Source organism: Myxococcus sp. AM010, assembly GCF_013372585.1.
GTDB classification, from domain to species: Bacteria; Myxococcota; Myxococcia; order Myxococcales; family Myxococcaceae; genus Myxococcus; species Myxococcus vastator.
This window is the reverse complement of the sequence record NZ_JABXEO010000013.1, coordinates 36,793-56,461: the sequence shown is the minus strand read 5'-3', so window position 1 is coordinate 56,461 and position 19,669 is coordinate 36,793. Positions and strand designations below refer to the sequence as shown.

General features: G+C 71.4%; 4 protein-coding genes. 1 reads left to right on the top strand and 3 read right to left on the bottom strand.

The window, feature by feature from the left end; all coding sequences use genetic code 11:
* Nucleotides 1–7: 7 nt before the first annotated feature.
* The 3 genes from HV826_RS09635 to HV826_RS09625 are packed head-to-tail and all read right to left on the bottom strand — an operon-like array spanning nucleotide 8 to nucleotide 18,284.
* Nucleotides 8–5,581: a type I polyketide synthase gene (locus tag HV826_RS09635; protein ID WP_176416707.1), complete on the bottom strand. Its 5,574-nt coding sequence runs from the start codon at nucleotides 5,579–5,581 to the stop codon at nucleotides 8–10.
* 14 nt (nucleotides 5,582–5,595) lie between these two features.
* Nucleotides 5,596–11,178: a type I polyketide synthase gene (locus HV826_RS09630; protein ID WP_176416706.1), complete on the bottom strand. Its 5,583-nt coding sequence runs from the start codon at nucleotides 11,176–11,178 to the stop codon at nucleotides 5,596–5,598.
* Nucleotides 11,175–18,284 (bottom strand): type I polyketide synthase, encoded by a 7,110-nt coding sequence (locus HV826_RS09625; protein WP_255217129.1) that lies wholly within the window; start codon nucleotides 18,282–18,284, stop codon nucleotides 11,175–11,177. Before HV826_RS09625 ends, HV826_RS09630 begins: the two co-directional genes overlap by 4 nt.
* Nucleotides 18,285–18,878: 594 nt before the next feature.
* Between HV826_RS09625 and HV826_RS09620 the strand changes: the two genes are divergently transcribed.
* A complete protein-coding gene (locus HV826_RS09620) occupies nucleotides 18,879–19,664 on the top strand; it encodes a phytanoyl-CoA dioxygenase family protein (RefSeq protein WP_176416704.1) in 786 nt (261 codons plus the stop codon).
* The last annotated feature ends 5 nt before the right edge of the window (nucleotides 19,665–19,669 follow it).

The following is a 19,669-nucleotide window of genomic DNA, read 5'->3' as shown; positions in this document are numbered from 1 at the left end:
AATCTCTTCAATCAGCCAGCGCGGCGAGCTTCTCCGCGAGGAGCGCCTCGGCTTCGTCATCCGAGAGCTGCTTGACGTTGTTGACGATGGCGGCTTCGAGCGCGGCGGCTTCATCCCGCGGCGGCTCGGCCTGGGTCGTGATGGGAAGTTGCAGTTGTTCAGCCAGGTGCGCGACGAGCGCCGCCACCGTCGGATGCCGCCAGACCAGCGTCGCGGGGAGCCGCAGCCCCAGGCTGGCTTCGAGCCGGTTGCGAATCTCCAGCCCCATGAGGGAGTCCAACCCCATGCTGCCCAGGGGCTCCTGCGGGTCGATGCGCGAAGGCGCCAGCCGGAGCACATGGCCGGCCTGTTCACACACGTGCGTCTCCAGCAACCGCGCTCGCTGCAGCACCTCCGCCGCCCGGAGCGTCTCCACGAAGGCGCCGCGAACAGACGAAACGTTCGCGCTGCTGGCCTGCTCACGCGCCAGCCGTGACAGGAAGGGCGAGCGCGCCGCCGTCAGGTAGAACTCGCTCCATTGCCGCAGGTCGAAGCGCATCACCACCACGCGTGGCAGTGGGCTGCCCAGGATGCGGCCCAGCGCCTCCAGCGCCTGCGACGGCGGCATGGTGTCCACGCCGCGCTGGGTGATGCGTTCCCCGCGCGCCTCGGCCGCCGCGGCCAGGCCCACGCCGGCCCAGGCGCCCCAGTCAACGCTCAGCGCCGGCAGGCCGAGCCCACGCCGGTACGCCGCCAGCGCATCGAGGAAGACGTTGGCCGCCGCGTAGTTGCCCTGTCCCGGAGAGCCCAGCAGCGAACCCGCCGCGGCGAACAACACGAAGTGCTCCAGTGGCGCCGAAGCCGTCAGCGTGTGCAGGTGCCAGGCGCCGTGGACCTTGGGCTCCATCGCCGTGCGCAGACGCTCGGCGGTGAGGTTCACCAATACGCCGTCATCGAGGACCGCCGCCGCGTGGAAGACGCCCCGGAGGGGAGGCATCTCCGCCGCCACTTCCCCCAGCACCCGCTCCAGGTCCGGGCGCGCCGCCGCGTCCGCCTTGAACACCCGGACCTCGACGCCGCCGGCACGCAGCGCCTCCAGCACCGGCTGCGCCTCCACGGACGCGCCCTTGCGGCCCAGCAGCGCGAGGTGGCGGGCGCCACGGTCCACCAGCCACTCCGCGAGCTTCAGGCCCAGGCCGCCCAGGCCACCGGTAATCAGGTACGTGGCATCGGCTCGAAACTCCGCTGGCGCCGCGGTGCCGCGCTCCATGCGCGACAGCCGCGCCACGAACCGCGCGGGGCCCCGGAGCGCGACCTGCTCTTCCAGGCTCGACGCGAGGAGTTCATCGGCCAGCACCCGGGCCTGGGCCTCGTCGCGAGCCCCCAGGTCCACGCTGCAACACCGGAGCTCGGGGTGCTCCAACGAGAGCACCCGTCCCAGGCCCCAGAGTGGCGCCTGCTCGACATGAGCCACCTGCGCACCTGGCTTGACGGCCTGGACGCCCTCCGTCACCAGCCACACCCGGGGCATGTCCCGGAAGCCCGACGCGACCAGGGCCTGTATCAGGTGGAGCGCGCTTGCCGCGCCGAGCGTGCGCGCCTTCACCAGCGCATCCGTTCCAGCCTCAAGGCCGGGCACGTCCAGGCTGAAGAGGTGCACGACGCCACGGCACGCGGGCCGTCCGGCGCCGAACTCCGCATCGAGAACCCGCGTGAAGCCCTCCGCCCGCGACGGGTCCACCACGTAGTGGCCGGGCTCGACGAGCCGGGGCTCATCGCCGTGGGAGATGAGGATGCAACGCTCCCCGCGCTCGCTCAGCACGGCGCGCAACTTCTCGCCGAAACCAGCACGGTCCGCGAGCACCAGCCAGGCGCCCGGCGCGGACTCCGGGACGGCCGTGGGCGCCTCGCGTGGCTCTTCCTGCCAGTCCACCCGGTACATCCACCGGTCGATTTCATCCGCGGACCGGCGGCGCACCGCATCCAGACGGCGCGCCATCAGGCCACGGGCCTCCATCAGGACGTTGCCCTCCGCGTCCAGCAACGTCACGTCGGCCTCAACCGAGCCCGGGCCACTGCCCGTGCCCGGCCGGACGCGAGCGTGGCTCCACAGCGCGCGTCCAGGTCGCCCGTGCATGCGCAGCGTGTCCACCGCCACCGGGACGAAGGTCTCCCCCCTGCGGTCCCCCAGCCCCGCGCCGTTGATGGCTTGCAGGCAGGCATCCAGCAGCGCCGGATGGAGCTGGTGCGCCGTCAGCTCCGCCGAGACCGAAGGTGACAACTCCAGGCGTGCCACCGCCTCGCCCTCCCCCTTCCACAGCTCCTTCACCAGACGGAAGCTGGGGCCGAAGTCGACGCCCCGCTCCAGCATGAGCTGGTAGTGCTGCTCGCCTTCCAGGAGCTCGGGGCACCGCGCCCGCGCCTCGTCGAGCGCGAAGGGCTCCGCTGCCGTGCGCTCTCCCAGCCGCCCTTCGGCGTGCAGTGTCCAGGCCCCGGCGCCTCCCACCGGACGGCTGAAGACCTGGAAGCGACGGGTGCCATCCGCCTCTGGGATGACGCGCATCTGCACCGACAGCGCCTCTTCCCGAGGTAGCACCATCATCTCCTGGAAGATGACGTCCTCCAGCGCGAGCCGTGCCGGTCCAAAGGCCTCGGCGGCTCCCGCGAGCGCCATCTCCAGGTAGCCGGTGCCGGGGAGCACGACCTCCCCGTGAACGACGTGGTCCGACAGATAGGAAGGACTGTCCGCGTACAGCTCCGTCTGCCACAGGTGCGCGCCGTCCTGCCCCGCCAGGGACAGGTGCGTGCCCAGCAGCGGGTGGTGGCCCGCGTCCAGGGCACGACGGGTGCGCGTGGACGACTCAATCCAGAAGCGCTCGTGCTGCCACGGGTACGTGGGCAGCGCCGCGAGCGGGCCTCGCACCGGGTGCTGGCGCTTGAGGTCCACCTCGTGCCCCACCGCGTAGAGCGCGCCCAGGGACGACAGCATCGCGCCGCGCTCGTCTTCGTCACGACGGAGCGAGGGCAGCACCGTCCCCTCGCGCCCGAGGTGCCGCAGGTGTTGCTCCACGGCGGGCAGGAGGATGGGATGCGGGCTCAGCTCGATGAAGATGTCATGGCCGTCGACCGCGAGCTTCTCGATGGCCGTCGAGAACAGCACCGGCTCGCGCAGGTTGTCCGCCCAGTAGCCGGCACGGAGCTCCGCGCCATCCGTCATCCGCCCCGTCACCGTCGAGCAGATGGGCACACGGGACGCGCGCGGCGCGAGGTCCTGGAGCGCGGCGAGCAAGTCGGGCCGCAGCGGGTCCATCTGCGGACTGTGCGAGGCCACGTCCACCTTCACGAAGCGGCAGAAGACGTCCCGTTGCTTGAGCCTCTGGGCGACGTCCTCCAAGGCCGCGGGCGCGCCCGACAACACCGTGGAGCGCACGCTGTTGCTCACCGCGACGGAGACCTGCGACTCCCAGCCGTGCAGGGCCTGCTTCGCCTCTTCCAGCGTCAGGTCCACCAGCAGCATGGAGCCCTGCCCGCTCACGCCTCGCAGCAGCCGGCTGCGGCGGCAGATGACCTTCGCCGCGTCCTCCAGGCTCAGCGCTCCGGCCACCTGCGCCGCGGCCACCTCGCCCATGCTGTGCCCCACCACGGCGTCCGGCTCGACGCCCCAGGCGCGCCACAGCTCCGCCAGCGCCACCTCGATGGCGAAGAGGACGGGCTGGATGACGTCGATTTCATGGAGGCGCCCCTCGCCCTCTTCGGCGGCCAGCGCCCCCAGGACGCTGAAGCCCGCGCACGCATGGATGGCCGCGTCGCAGCGCTCCATCGCCGCTCGGAACGCCGGCTCCTCCGCGAGCAGCCTTCGGCCCATGCCCAGCCACTGCGAGCCCTGTCCCGGGAACACGAAGACGAGCCGGCGCCGGGTCTGCACCGATGCCCGCCCCGTGGCCGCGCCCGGCACGGGCGCTCCACGCGCGAAGGCGCCCAGCTTCTCCTCGAGTTCAGAGTGCGTGTGGCCCGCGAGCGCGAGGCGGTGCTCATGGTGGGAGCGCGACAGGGCCGCCGTGGCGCAGACGTCGCGGAGTGACACCTCTGGATGCGTGGCGAGCCAATGCGCGTGGCTGCCGGCCATGGCCTGGAGCGCCTCCGGGCCGCGCGCTGACAGCACGAGCAGCTCCGCGCCCCGAGCGGGGACGGCGGGCCGTGGGGCCTGCACCGGCGGCTCTTGCAAGATGACGTGGGCATTGGTGCCGCTGATGCCAAACGCGCTCACGCCGGCGAGGCGAGGCTGCTCGGAGCGGGGCCACGGCTGGGGCGCCGTGGGGATGACGACGGGCGCCCCGTCCAGGACGATGTCCGGGTTGAGGCGGTGGAAGTGCAGGTTCGGAGGAATCGCCTCGTGGCGCAGCGCCAGGGCCGTCTTCAGCACGCCCGTGAGGCCCGCCGTCGCTTCGAGGTGCCCGACGTTCGTCTTCACCGAACCCACGTAGAGGGGCGCGTCCGCGCGCCGTCCCGCGCCCAGCACCCGCGCCAGCGCTTGCAGCTCGATGGGATCTCCCAGCGAGGTCCCCGTCCCGTGCGCCTCGACGAAGGAGACGTGCGAGGCCTTGAGCCCGGCGCTCGCCAGCGCCTGTTCGATGACCCGCTCCTGCGCCGGTCCGTTGGGCACCATGAGCCCGCTGCTGGCGCCGTCCTGGTTCACCGCCGAGCCCGCGACGAGCGACAGAATCTCATCCCCGTTGGCCAGCGCATCCGAGAGCCGCTTGAGCACCAGGACGACGCAGCCCTCGGCGCGCACGAAGCCATTGGCGGAGGCATCGAAGCTCTTGCACCGTCCGTCCGGCGACAGCCCTCGGCTGCTGGAGAGAGCAACCGTCGGGTCCGGCATCAGCATGAGGTTGACGCCGGCGGAGAGCGCCAGGTCGCACTCCCGGTTGCGCAGGCTCTGGCAGGCCACGTGGAGCCCCACCAGCGACGACGAGCACGCCGTGTCGATGGACATGCACGGCCCCTGGAGGCCCAGCGTGTACGCCAGCCGGCCCGCCGCCGCGTTCAGCGAGGTCCCCGTCAGGTGGTAGATGTCCGGCGCATCGCCGAGCTGCCGCGCCTGGAGCTGCGCGTAGTCGCTGCCGATGATTCCCAGGAAGACGCCAGACTTGCTTCCAGCGAGCTGGTCCGGCGGCTGGCCCGCGCGCTCCAGCGCCTCCCACGCGACCTCCAGCAACATCCGTTGCTGCGGGTCCATGCGCGAGGCCTCCCGGGGCGACACGCCGAAGAAGGCGGCGTCGAACTGGTCCACGCCGTCGATGAAGCCCCCCCAGCGCGCATACGTGCGGCCACGCTTGCTCGGGTCGGGGTCGAAGAGCGCCTCCGCGTCCCACCGCGCTCGCGGCACCTCGGTGATGGCGTCCACGCCCTGGCTCAGCAGGCGCCAGAAGTCCTCGGGGGTCCGTGCGCCACCGGGCACGCGGCAGGACGCACCGACGATGGCGATGGGCTCCGAGCGCGCGCGCTTGAGGGCTTCACCCTCCGCGTGCAGCTCGAGCGCCAGCAACGCGAGCCTCTTGGGAGAGAGGCTCGAGATCTTCTCGTAGAATTCCTTGCTCATCGCAGCCGTCCGATTCAGCTCAGCTTCTGGGCAATCAACCGCTCGACTTCGTCGTCCGACAGCTCTGAGACCTGCGCCAGCCGCTCCGACAGGTCACCGGTGTCCGAAGGCACCGGGGCCGACTTCTGCACGGGCGCCGCCGCCACCGTGGGCAGCGGGATGTCCACCGCGGTGACGCTCCCCGCCAGACGCTTCGCCAGCGCCAGGACGGTGGGGTGGTCGAACGCGAGACTCGCGGGCAGCTCCTTCTCGAGTCCGCGCTGCAGCACGTTGCGCAGCTCCACGGACATCTGGGACGTCATCCCCATCTGGAAGAAGCCACGGTCCGCGGGGGGCAGGTCGGTGGGTGCGAAGCCGAGGATGCGCCCCACCTCGCCCTGGATGCGCTGCACGAGCGTGTCGAACCGGCGGTCGACAGGGAGCGCCTTCAACTCCGCGAGCCACCGTGCCCGCGAGGGAGCGCCACCGCCCGTGGCATGCGAAGCCGCGCCCATGTGCAGCAGGAAGGGCCGGCGACGCCGCGCCTCCCAGATGGGCTTGAGCACGGACCAATCCACCGAGGCGACCGTCTTGTGGCTCACGCCCAAACGCAGCACCTGCCCCATCGCATCGAGCGCGCGCGTGGAGGCCATGGGCCGCAACCCGAAGCGGGCGTAGCCTCGTGCGTCGTCGGCGCGCTCCCCGCCAATCTCGTCCCACGTGCCCCAATGGATGGTGGTCGCGGGCAGCCCTTCGGACCGGCGGTGGTGCGCCACCGCCTCCAGGAACTGGTTGCCCGCCGCGTAGTGCGCCAGGCCGGAGGCGCCCCACAGCGTGGACGTCGACGAGAACATCACGAAGAAGTCGAGCTCGAGCCCGCGCGTCAGCTCGTGCAGCACCCAGCTTCCGAGCACCTTGGGACGCATCATCGCCGCCGTGGCGGCGACATCCAGGTCCTCCAGCCGGCACTCCGTGATGAGCGCGGCGGCATGAATCACGCCGCGCAGCGGAGGCAGCGTCGCCGCCGTGTCGCGCAGGAGTGCCGCCATCCGCTCGCGGTCCGCCACGTCCGCGGCCATGGGCGTGACAGTCGCCCCGAGCGCCCGAATCGACTCGAGCTCCTCGCGGCGCCGCACCGACGCCGCGTCGTTCGCACCGGAGACCCCACCGCGGCCCAGCAGCACCAGGTGCCGCGCGCCCCGCTCCACCAGCCACCGCGCCACCTTCAGCCCCAGCCCGCCCAGGCCTCCCGCGACAAGGTACGTCGCGTCCGAGCGCAGGCGCAGCGCCTCCTCGGCCGTCCCTGCCCTTCCACGGATGAGCCGGGGCACCAGTGAACGTCCCTCGCGGAAGGCGAGCTGGTCCTCGCCGTCCGCGCCGAACGCGGAGATTTCCCGCAGCACCGAGGCGAGCTCATCCGGCGACCGCGTCGGCGGCAGGTCGATGAGGCCGCCCCACACGCCCGGCTGTTCCAACGAGACGCTCCGGCCCATGCCCCACAGAGGTGCCTGGGCCAGCGACACCCGTTCGGTCCCCACGCCCGTCACCTGCGCGCCCCGCGTCACCACCCAGAGCCGCGCACGCCCTGGCACGTCCATGAGGGCCTTCACCAGGTGCAGCGCCGCCACCGTGGACGCGGGAGCCGCCGTCTTCCCATCCAGCGTCTCGTCGAGGCCCCACAGGAAGAGCGCCCGGCCTTCATGCCCTGCCGGGAGCGCTGGAAGCTCTCGCAGCAGGCGCGCCATGTCCTCCGGCCGCCGCGGGTCCACCACGAAGCTTCGCGCTCCCTGGCGCTGGAAGGCCTCTCCCGAGGTCACCGTGACAAGTGAGGCACCCTGACGCCGCAGCTCCTCGGCGAATGCCGCGCCCCAGCCACCCCGGTCGGCGAACACGAGCCAGTCGGCAGGCACCGGCTGGGCGGTCCCCACCGGCCGCGGCTCCCACGTCACATCGTGGAACCAGTCCTGCGCGCGGACCTCCCCCAACACCTCGAGCAGCCGCTCCGCGGCCACGTGCCGCAACCGGACGCCGCGCGCCACCGCGACCGGGCGGCCATCCGCGTCGAGCAGGGACAGCGTGCCCAGCCGCTCCTCGGGGCGAGACGCGGGGGAAATCGACACGTGAGCCCACCAGACGTCCGCACCGCCAGGGGCGCACTCGAACGACTCGATGCCCAGGGGCATGAAGAGCGCCGCCTGCCCCGGTTCGGCCGCCAGCGCGAGCGCCAACGTCTGGAGGCCGGCGTCCAACAACGCGGGATGAAGCTGATACTGGGACGCCTCCTGGGTTCGCTCCGCCCCCAGCACCACCCGGCCCAGCGCCTCCCCCGGCCGCCGCCACGCCTCGCCCAGCGTCCGCAGCGCCTCGTCGTACTGGACGTTGCAGTGCTCCAGCTCACCGTAGACCGCCGCGCCCGGGACATGCTCCCCGCAGCGCGCGCGGATTGCGTCGATGGACGCCAATGCGCCTATCGAGGCACCGAGCACCTGGACGTGGCCCCGGCAGTGCCTCACCCATCCCGCCTCGGACGAGGCCCCTCCCACCGCGCGGCTGTGGACGTGGAACTCGTGCCGGCCCCCTGCCTCGGAAGAGAGGTGGACCTGCACGAGCCGCCGCGTGGCCTCCGTCAGCACCAGCGCCCGCTCGAACTCGACGCCGGACAGCGCCCTGCCCCCTGTGCCCAGCGCGTTGGCCGCGGCGCTCAGCCCAAGCTCCACCAGCGCCGAGGCAGGAACGACCGCGACGCCGCCCAACCGGTGCGCGCCCAGCCACGGCAGCGAGTCGCTCCCCAGCTCAAGCTCGAAGACCTGGCCATCGACGCCGTGAGCCACGTTCACCGGCCGACCCTTGAGGGACGTCACGGGTTCGACCATCGCGACCACGGGCGTGACCACCGCGTCCAGCCAGTACCGCTTGTGCTGCCAGGGATAGGTCGGCAGCGGGAGCGACGTCCCGCCTTCCGGAAAGAGGCGCTTCCACTGCACGGGGCCCCCGGCGCGGTACAGCGCGCCCACGGACTCCAGCAGCGCCGTCCGCTCGGCCTCGTCGCGGCGCAGTGACGGAAGCGTCACGCCCTCGCGGCCCGCGTGCTGCAGGCACCGCTCCACGGCGGGCAGCAGAATCGGGTGCGGGCTCATCTCCAGGAAGACGGAGTGTCCAGCCTCGGCGAGTCGCAGCACCGCCGAGGAGAAGAGCACCGGGTCGCGCAGGTTGCGGACCCAGTAGGCGGCATCGAAGCCGGAGCCGTCGCTGGTGGCGCCGGTCACCGTGGAGAGGATGGGCACGCTGGCGCGTCCGGGCCGCACCGCGGAGAGCACGGAGAGCAGCTCGTCACGCAGCGGGTCCACTTGCGGGCTGTGCGAGGCCACGTCGACCTTCACCCAGCGGCAGAAGACGTTGCGCGACTCCAGCTCGGAGCGAATCGCTTCGAGCGCGGCGTGCTCCCCCGACAGCACCGTGGAGGTTGGACTGTTGCTCACCGCGATGGCCACGCGGTCATCGCGCCCCGCCAGCGTCTTGCGCGCGTCCTCCAGCGCCAGCTCCGTCGCGAGCATGGCGCCCTGGCCGCTGATGCGCCGCAGCAGCTTGCTGCGCAGGCAGATGATGGCCGCCGCGTCCTCCAGGCGGAGCGCGCCCGCGACGTGCGCCGCGGCCACCTCGCCCATGCTGTGCCCCACCACCGCGTCCGGCTCCACGCCCCAGGAGCGCCACAGCGAGGACAGCGCCACCGCCATGGCGAACAACACCGGCTGCACGACGTCGATGTCCTGGAGACGGGAGTCGTCGGCGGGTGCGCGCAGCACGTCGACCAGACGCCACGTGACGTGGGGCCGCATTGCCGCGTCGATGCGCTCCACGGCCTCACGGAAGACAGGCTCCTGCTCGAGGAGCTGCCGCCCCATGCCAACCCACTGCGAGCCCTGCCCCGGGAACACGAAGACCGCCTTGCGCCGGGTGTCCGTGTCCGTCGCCGCCGGAGCAGGCCCCTCCGAGGCGAACTCACGGAGCTGCCGCGCCACCGCCTCCGCCGAGTCCCCCGCGACCGCCGTCCGGTACTCGTGGTGGGTCCGCCGCAGCGCCGCGGTGAAGCAGACATCCCGGAGCGACACCTCCGGGGACGACGCGAGGACGTCCGCGTACTTCCGGGCCAACGCCTGAAGCGCGGCGGGTGAGCGCGCGGACAGCGGCAGCAGATACGCCCCACGAGAAGGCGCAGCGGGCGCGGCCACGGGGGCCTCTTCGAGAATCACATGGGCATTCGTGCCGCTGATTCCAAACGAGCTGACCGCGCCCCTGCGCTTGCGCGTCTCCCGCGCGGGCCAGAGGTGCAGCTTCGTGGGAACCGTGAGGGCCTCACCCCCGAAGTCGATGCGCGGGTTGAGCCGCTGGAAGTGCGCGAGCGGCGGGACGGCCCCGTGCTGCATCGACAGGACCATCTTGATGATGCCCGCGATGCCCGCGGCCGACTCGAGGTGGCCAATGCTCGTCTTCGCCGCGCCCACCACCAGCGACTGCTCCGCGGTGCGCCCCTGGGCATACACCTCGTGGAGCGCCTCCATCTCAATGGGGTCCCCCAGCGACGTCCCGGTGCCGTGGGCCTCGACGCAGTCGATGTCGGCGGGCTCCAGGTTCGCGCTCTGGAGCGCCTGGCGGATGAGCGCCTTCTGCGCGAGCACGTTGGGCGCCGTCAGCCCCGCTGACTTGCCGTCCTGGTTGACGGCGGAGCCCCGGATGAGCGCGAGGACGGTGTCCCCCGCCGCCAGCGCATCCGACAGCCGCTTGAGGACGACCACCCCGCAGCCCTCGCCCCGCACGAAGCCGTTGGCGCGGGCATCAAAGGTCTTGCAGCGTCCATCCGGCGCGAGCGCCTGCGCGCGAGACACCCGGCTCGACGACAGCGGCGACAGGATGAGGTTGACGCCACACGCCAGCGCCATGGAGCACTCCTGCTGGCGGAGGCTCTGCGCGGCCAGGTGCAGCGCCACCAGCGAGGACGAGCACGCGGTGTCCACGGACAGGCTGGGGCCCTGGAAGTCCAGGAGGTACGACAGCCGCCCCGGCACCACGCAGTTGATGGCGCCCGTCACGCTGCTGGAGTCGCGGGCGGACGGGTTGCCCACCTGCAACAGCGCGTAGTCGTCACTGTACACGCCCACGAACACGCCCGTGCGGCTCCCCGCCAGCCGAGCCATGTCCTGGCCCGCGTTCTCCAACGCCTCCCACGCCACCTCCAGGAGGATGCGCTGCTGCGGGTCCATCCGGTGCGCTTCGTGCGGAGAGATGCCGAAGAAGTCCGCGTCGAACTGGTCCACCGCGTTGATGAAGGCGCCCCACTTCGCGCCCAGCTTCTCCTGGGCCTCGGGGTCCATCCGCGCCATGTCCTCACGGGTCCACCGCGAGGACGGCACCTCGGTGACGGCGTCCACGCCGTTGCACAGGAGGTTCCAGTACGAAGCCGGGTCGTTCCCTCCGCCCGGGAAGCGGCAGCCCATGCCGATGATGGCCACGGGCTCCGACCGGCTGCCCTCCACCGCGTCGAGCCGGGACTTGAGGTCCATGGCCAGCAGCGCGAGCCGCTTGGGGGAGTACTGCGCGATCTTCTCCGCGAACGTCGTCATGAGCCTTGCGCCATCCTCTGAGCGAACAGCCGCTCGACTTCTTCTTCCGACAGGTCGTCAATCTCGCTGGCCGTCACGTCCGCCGCCGGGGCCTTCGCCGCCGCCACCTCCGGCGCGGGCTCGGGCTCGGAGGGGGCGTCCTCCAGCGGGAGCGACAACTTCTCCGCCAGGAAAGGCGCCAGCGCGGCCACCGTCGGATAGGTCCACACCACCGTCGCGCTGAGCTTCAGCCCGAGCGCCGCCTCCAGGCGGTTGCGAATCTCCATGCTCATCAGCGAATCGAGCCCGAAGGTCACCAGCGGTGTCCGTGGCTCGATGCGCGCGGGCGCCATCCGCAGCACCCCGCCAATCAGCTCGCGCAGGTGCGTATCCAGCAGGCCGCGCCGCTCGGACGCCCGGGCCGCTTCGAGCTGCTCTCGAATCCGGCGCTTGCCCGCGCTCACGGCGGGCTGGCTGGACGGCTCCTGCGCCAGCTTCGTGAAGTAGGGCGACTGCGCCGCGGCCAGATAGAAGCCCAGCCACTGGCGCGGCTCGAAGGCCATGACGCTGAGCTGCGGCCGCGCCTGTCCCAGCAGCATGCCGAGCACCGCCAGCGCCTTGTCCGGAGCCATGCCGCCCAGGCCACGAGCCTCCAGGCGGTCACCGCGGATGGACTGCGCCGCCGCGAGGCCCACCTGTGTCCAGGTGCCCCAGTTGATGCTCAACGCGGGCAGCCCCTCCGCCCGGCGAGCCTGGGCCAGCGCGTCCATGAAGGCATTCGCCGACGCGTAGTTCGACTGCCCCGGCGTGCCCAGCGAGGCGGCCACGCTGGAGAACAGCACGAAGTGCTCCAGCGGCAGGTGCCGCGTCTGCGCGTGCAGGTTCCAGCTGCCCAGGACCTTCGGTGCCGACACCGAGGCGAAGCGCGCCTCGGTGAGGTTGAGCAACAGGCCGTCCTCGAGGAGCCCCGCCGCATGGAACACGCCACGCAGCGGGGGCATCACTTCAGCGACCCGAGCCAGCGCGCCCGCCACGTCCTCCGGCCGCGCGACGTCGCCCTGGAAGAACTCCACCCGAGCGCCGGCCTCACGAAGCGCCGCCAGCGCCTGCTCCGCCTCCGCGGAGGGAGCGCGGCGGCCCATCAGCAGCAGGTGACGTGCGCCCAGGGAAACGAGCCAGCGCGCGAGCTCCAGCCCCAGCCCGCCCAGGCCACCCGTGATGAGGCAGGTGCCCTCCTCGCGCACCAGCGTCGCCGGCTCGTGTGCGGACAACGCCTCCGCCGCCCGAGACAGCCGCGCGGTCAGTCGCGTGCCGCCCCGCCACGCGGTCTGGTCCTCGAACGAGGTCGATGACAGCTCCCGCAGCAGCGCATCCGCGGCGACGTCCGCGCCGCCTTCCAGGTCCACGCGGGTGCAGCGCAGCTCCGGCTGCTCCACCGCCAACACCTGCCCCAGCCCCAGCAGCGGCGCCTGCGCCACCGCGACACGTTCCGCCGCCTTGCCCGCGGAGCGTGCCCCGCGTGTGGCCAGCCAGAGCCGGGGCGCATCCCGCCAGCCCGCATCCGAAAGCGCCTGCACCAGGTGCAGCACGCTGGTGGTCCCCAGCCGCCGCGAGTCCTCCAGCGCCTGTGGCGTCAGGGTCTCCGTGGAGGCCATGTCCAGGCTCCACAGGTGCACCACGCCGCGGCATGGCGGCACGCCCGCGCCCAACAGCTCGGTCAGCAGCCTGCGCCAGTGCTCCGGACTCCGGGGCTCCACCTCGGCGCTCCCCGGCCCGGTCAGTCGGTACGCATCACCGGGCGCGACGAGCACGCACGTCTCACCCCGACTCCGGAGCTGCGCGGACAGCCGCTGCCCCACGCCGCCGCCGTCCTGGAGAATCAACCAGCTCCCCGCCGTGCGCTCGGGCCACGCCAGCTCCGTCGGCAGCGGACGCTCCTCCCAGGCCACCTGGTAGAGCCACGCGCCAAGCTCCCCGCGGGCGGAGGCGCCCGCATCCAGGCGGTACAGGCGCAGCGCTTCAAGCTCCAGCAGCACCTGGCCCTGCGCATCCAGCAACCAGAAGTCGAAGGTGCGCTCGCGCTCGCTCGCGGCCCCCTCCTCACGGGCCTTCACCCGCGCCCAGGCCGCGCGCCCGGGGCGCTGGAAGAAACGCATCCGCCCGATGCCCACCGGCACGTGCGTCGCTGGCGCGGACGTCGCGGTCAGCGGGGCAAGGAGCTCCACCGCCACCTGCAGCCCCGCATCCAGCAACGCGGGGTGGAGCCGGTACGCCCCCGCCTCCGAGGCCACCGTGTCGGAGACCTCCAGGCGTCCCAGCGCCTCCTGCTCGCCGCGCCAGATACCCCGCAGGCCCTGGAACGTCGGGCCATACATGAGGCCCTGCGCCCGCCGACGCTGGTAGTGCGCTTCGGCGGAGACCTCTACCGTGACGCGCGCTCGGATCGCCTCCGGTGCTTCAACGGCCGCGTCCGCGCGTGCCTCCCGCCGCACCGTGCCCGCCGCGTGCTTGCGCCAGGCCGTCTCGCCCTCCGCGCGGCTGGCAATCTGGAAGGTGGCTCGACCCGCCTCCTCCTCGCTCAGCACCACCTGCACGCGCCTCGACTGGCCCGGCTCCAGCGCGAGCATCTCGTTGAACGAGACGTCCTCCAGCACGAGCCCCGCCTCGCCCAGCACCTCCGCGCCGGCGCTCAGCGCCATCTCCACGTAGCCCGCGCCCGGGAAGACGACGTCCCCCCACACGCAGTGGTCAGCCAGATATGGGAACGCCGCCGTGCTCACGGTCCGCTCCCAGAAGTGAGTCCCGGGCTGCACGGACGAAGAGAGCGAACCACCGATGAGGGGATGTCCCTTCCCGTCCGCGGCAGTCATGCCCCCCGGCTGCGACTCCACCTCCACCTCGTCCGGGAGCCAGAAGCGCTCTCGCTGCCACGGATACCTTGGGAGCGCGACGACACGGCCCTTCGCCGGGTGCAGCGCCTTCCAGTCCACCGCGCAGCCCCAGGCGTACAGCGCCGCCAGGGACTCCAGCAGGCTGCGGCGCTCGGGCATCTGTCGCCGCAAGGACGCGAGCGCGATGGCGCCCTGCTTCGACTCGCGCAGCGTCTCCTCGATGGGCGCGAGCAGCACCGGGTGCGGGCTCACTTCGACCAGCACCGTGAAGCCATCCGACAGGAGCTGCTCGACGGCGCCGTGGAACAGCACCGGCTCGCGCAGGTTGCTGACCCAGTAGGCCGGGTGGAAGCCCGCGCCGTCGCTCGTCCGCCCCGTCACGGTGGAGTAGATGGGCACGGGGGCGCTCCGCGGCGCGACACCGTCGAGCACCCGCAGGAGGTCGTCCTTCAGCGAGTCCATCTGCGGACTGTGAGAGGCGACGTTGACCTTCACCCGGCGGCAGAACACCCCCTGGCCTTCGAGCTTCGGCAGCAGCGACTCCAGCGCGTCCGTGTCACCCGAGAGCACCGTGGAGCGCGCGCTGTTGCTGACCGCGACAGAGAGCCGCGTCTCGTAGCCAGCCAGCGCCTCGCGGGCGTGCTCCAGCCCCAGCTCCACCACCGCCATGGCCCCCTGCCCGCTCTTGCGGCGCAGGAGCTGGCTGCGCAGGCAGATGACGGCCGCCGCGTCCTCCAGGCAGAGCGCGCCCGCGACGTGCGCGGCGGCCACCTCGCCCATGCTGTGCCCCACCACCGCGTCCGGCTCCACGCCCCAGGAGCGCCACAGCGCCGCCAGCGCCACCTGCATCGCGAAGAGCACCGGCTGCACCACGTCGATGTCCTGCAGACGCGAGTGCTGCTCGTCCGCCAGCAGCTCCGCCGTGAGCGACCAGTCCACGTGCGGCCGCATGGCCTGCTCGCACGCCTCGATGGCGGACTTGAACACCGGCTCCTCGCGCAGGAGCAGACGCCCCATGCCCAGCCACTGGGAGCCCTGCCCCGGGAAGACGAAGGCCACCTTGGCCCGGCCCTCGGGACTCACCCGTCCCTCACTCACGCCTGGCGGGAGCGCCCCCCGCGTGACGGCGTCCAGCGCCTCCGCCAGCTCCCGTCGCGAGCCGCCCACCACCGACAGCCGATGGGACAGGTGGCCCCGGCGCACGCTCGCGGTGTAGGTGACGTCGTCAAGCGGCGCGCCCGACTCCTTGCCCAGGAAGTCGCGCCACTCCGCGGCCAGCGCCTTGAGCGCCTCCGGGCTCCGCGCCGACAGGGGCAGCAGGTGCACCGCGTCCCCCTCACCGTCAGCCGCATGCGCTGCGACCACGTCCCATTGGACCGACTGTCCCGATACGTAGAGGACACCCAGCGAGTCGAACAGCGTGGCCCGCTCATCCTCCTGCCGCCGCAGGGAGGGCACCACGCGGCCCTGCCGCCCCAGGTGCTTCAGCGTCGCGTCGATGGGGTGCCGCAGAATCGCGTGCGGACTGACCTCCAGGAAGGTGTCGTAGCCCTCCTGGATGGCGTGGGAGAGCGCGCCAGTGAAGAGCGTGGGCCACGAGATGTTCCGCACCCAGTGGGAGGCGTCCGCGCGCTTGCCGTCGAACTCCGCGCCGGTGATGGACGAAATCAGGGGAACACGCGTCGGGCGGGGGCGGATGCCCCGAAGCTCCTCGGAGAGGGCGTCCGCCAGCACGTCCATGCGGGGGCTGTGCACCGGAACGTCGATGTCCACCTGCCGGCAGAAGACTCCGCGCTGCTGCAGCGACGCGAGCACCTCCACCAGCGCGTCCACATCCCCCGACAACACCGTGGAGCCCGCGCCCGAGTCGATGGCGCGGAACAACCGCCCCTCGTAGCCCACGAGCAGCTCGGCGGCCTCCGTCCAGGGCACGCCGACGACGGCCAGGCTGCCCTTGCCCGCCTGCGTGTGCATCAGCCTGCTCTCGGCGCAGACGACGCGGAGGGTGTCCTCGAGGTCCAGGGCGCCCGCCGCATACGCCGCCGACACCTCACCGATGCTGTGCCCCACCACTGCGCCGGGCTCGATGCCCCACGAGCGCCAGAGGTCCGTCAGGGCCACCTCCACAGACACAATCGCGGGCAGCCCGATATCGAGCCGGCTCAGCCGCGCCGCCGCGTCATCAGCGGCCAGCACTTCCAGCAGCGACCAACCTTCGTACTCCCGGATGAGCGCGTCGCAGCGCAGCAAGGTCTCCCGGAACACCGGCTCGGCGTCCAGCAGCGGCAGGCCCATGCGGGGCCACTGGCAGCCGTGCCCCGAATAGACGAACACCGGCTTGCGGACCGCGTCCTTCGCCACCATCCCCACGGACACACCCGGCCGCGGCGCTCCCTCCAGGAAGCGCTCCAGGCCCACCCGAAGGTCCTTCCGGGTCCGGACCGTCACCGTCAGGCGGTGCGCATGCGCGCCCGCGTCCGCTTCGGCCGCGCCGAGCACCTCGCCCAGCGGCAGGTGCTCCCGGGCCGTCACGCGGTCGAGCAGCCCCCGCGCGGCGCCCCGCAGCGCCTCCGCCGTCTCACCTGACAGGTGGAGGAGCCGCGCCTCCGGGAGGCGGGCCTCCTCCAGCACCACGTGGCAGTTCGCGCCCCCGAAGCCAAAGGAGCTGACGCCCGCGAGGAGCTTCCGGTCGGGCTCCGGCCAGTCCCCCAGGGTGTGGTGGACCGACAGGCCCAGCGCCTCGAAGGGAATGAGCGGATTGGGCTTCTCGTAGTGGAGGCTGGCCGGTAGCACGCGGTGCTTGATGCACAGCGCGGTCTTGATGAGCCCGGTGATGCCCGCCGCGGCCTCCAGGTGCCCGATGTTCGTCTTGCAGGACCCGATGAGCAGGGGCTTGCCTTCAGGCCGTCCCGCGCCGAGCACCTCGCCCAGGGCCTGCGCCTCCAGCGGATCTCCCAGCTGCGTGCCCGTGCCATGCGCCTCGACGTACTGCACCTCCGCCGGCTCGATCCCCGCGCTGACGCACGCCTGGCGGATGACCTCCGCCTGCGCCTTGGGGTTGGGCGCGGTGAGGCCGTTGCTGCCACCATTGTTGTTGATGGCACTGCCGCGGATGACGCAGTAGATGGCGTCCCCGTCCGCGAGCGCCAGGGAGAGCGGCTTGAGCACCGCCACGCCCGCCCCCTCGCCGCGCACGAAGCCGTTGGCCCGTGCATCGAACGTGTAGCAGCGCCCGTCTGGAGAGAGGGCCCCCAGCTTGGACAGGGACACCGTGCTCTCGGGGGCGATGGTGAGATTCACACCACCCACCAGGGCCAGCGTCGACTCGCCCCTGCGCAGGCTCTCACAGGCCAGGTGCACCGCCGTGAGCGAGGACGAGCAGGCCGAGTCGATGGAGAAGCTCGGCCCCCGCAGCCCCAGGACGTAGGAGACCCGGTTGGCCAGGACGCTGTGGTGATAGCCCGTGGACGTATACGACGAGATGCGCTTCATGCCGAAGCGCTGCAGCATCATCTCGTAGTCCATCCACGCGGCGCCGAAGCAGACCGCCGTGGGTGAGCCCTGCAGCCGGTCCGCGGCGATACCCGCGTCCTCCAGCGCCTCCCAGCTCAGCTCCAGCATGAGCCGCTGCTGCGGGTCCATGTGGAGCGCCTCCTTCGGCGAAATGCCGAAGAAGAGCGGGTCAAAGCTATCCACGCGGTCCAGGTAGCCGCCCCAGCGGGAGACCACCTTGCCAGGCGCCGCGGGGTCTCGGTCATAGAGGCGGTTGACGTCCCACCGGTCCGGCGGCACTTCCGTAATGGCATCCGTCCCCCCCACGAGCAGACGCCAGAAGGCCTCCGGATCCGGCGCCTGGGGATAGCGGCAGGCCAATCCAACAATGGCGATGGGCTCGTGGGCCCGGGCGAAAGGTGCCAGGGAATGTGAAGGCGCGCCATCCTGCTCACCCGCGAGGTAGCGAGCCAACGCATCCAACGTGGGGTGTTCCCAGGCAAGCGTGGGAGACAATGAACGGCCCAGCATCGCCCCCACCTCTGCGATGAAGCCGGTGGCCTTCAGCGAATCAAGCCCATACAGACTGAAACGCTCTCTGACATCCAGGGTGTGCGCCTCGACTCCCAACCGCTGAGCAAGGACCGCTGTCAAACGAGCACGCACTTCGGCAAAACCCGCCTTCGACAACCCACTTTGTGACGACACCCGGACCTCTGACTGGCACGCGCGAAAGCCGGGCATTGCCTCGACGAACGAGCACGATAGACCCGATACAAGGAAAAACAGATCAATGCCCAATTAACAGTATTGGCGCAAGCCAATCATCACAAAATCACTTCGTGCAACCTCACGAGAACCGGACACTCCAAACGGAGCCTCTGGAATCTCTCAATCATCAAGACTTCGAACAGCGTCTTTTGACTCAAGAATCAACAAACCAATCACATGGAATGCCTCAGCGAAACTAATTCCAGATAGGGCGCTCCCAAGGCATGGCGCACCCATTGGACGGAGCACGCGCCACCTTCATTCCGGGGGGAAGCGAGGACTCATACACATAAAATCTATCCGTGGCCCAGCGTCCGCGGGGACGATACCCAGGGGAGTCCAACAGCAAACGCAATAACCTGGATGTTTCCTTCACACGCCAGCCAGCTCCACCTGACGGACAGCAGGGCCACGTACCCCGCCCCCCGAAGCAATCATCTGGCGCATGAATTCTTATGATAAATCGATACAGCACCGCGCCGCGGGCGACCGGCCCCGCACAGGCAAATCTGTCAGGGAATCCGCTGCCGGACGTCCACGGGCCTGGACCGCGAGGAGGCAACCCGAGTGGAACTTTCCCCTAGGGAAGTGGCGCAATTTATCGAGAGTGGATTCGTCCGACTGGACCAGGCCTTCCCCCGCGAGCTGGCGGATACGTGCCGCGAGCTGCTCTGGCGCGACACAGGCTGTGCTCCGGACAATCCGGCCACCTGGAAGCAGCCGGTCATCCGGCTTGGGGACTATGCGCAGGAGCCCTTCCGGCAGGCGGCGAACACCCCCCGGCTGCGAGGCGCGTTCGACCAGTTGGTGGGGCCCGGACGCTGGCTCCCCCGAGGCAGCCTGGGCACCTTCCCCGTCCGCTTCCCCAGCCCGGACGCGCCCGGAGACGACGGCTGGCATGTCGACGCCAGCTTCCCAGGTGACGACCCGGGTTCGTTTTTCTCCTGGCGGGTGAACGTGGCCTCGAAAGGCCGCGCCCTGCTGATGCTCTTCCTCTTCTCCGACGTGGGCGAGGACGACGCCCCCACCCGCATCCGCGTGGGCTCCCACCGGGACATCGCCCGCGTGCTGGCCCCCGAGGGAGACGCTGGGCTGACGTTCATGGCGCTCGCCGGGAAGCTGGGCGTGTCGGCCCACCGGCCGCTCACGCTCGCCACGGGAGAGGCCGGCACCGTGTACCTGTGCCACCCCTTCCTGGTCCATTCCGCCCAGCCGCACCGGGGAGCCCGGCCGCGCTTCATGGCCCAGCCGCCGCTGCTGTCCCGCGCCCCCTTCGCGGTTCAGGGGCAGGAGGATGACGCCTCGCCCGTGGCACGCGCCATCCGGCTGGCGCTGACTGAAACGCGCGGGTAGTCCGC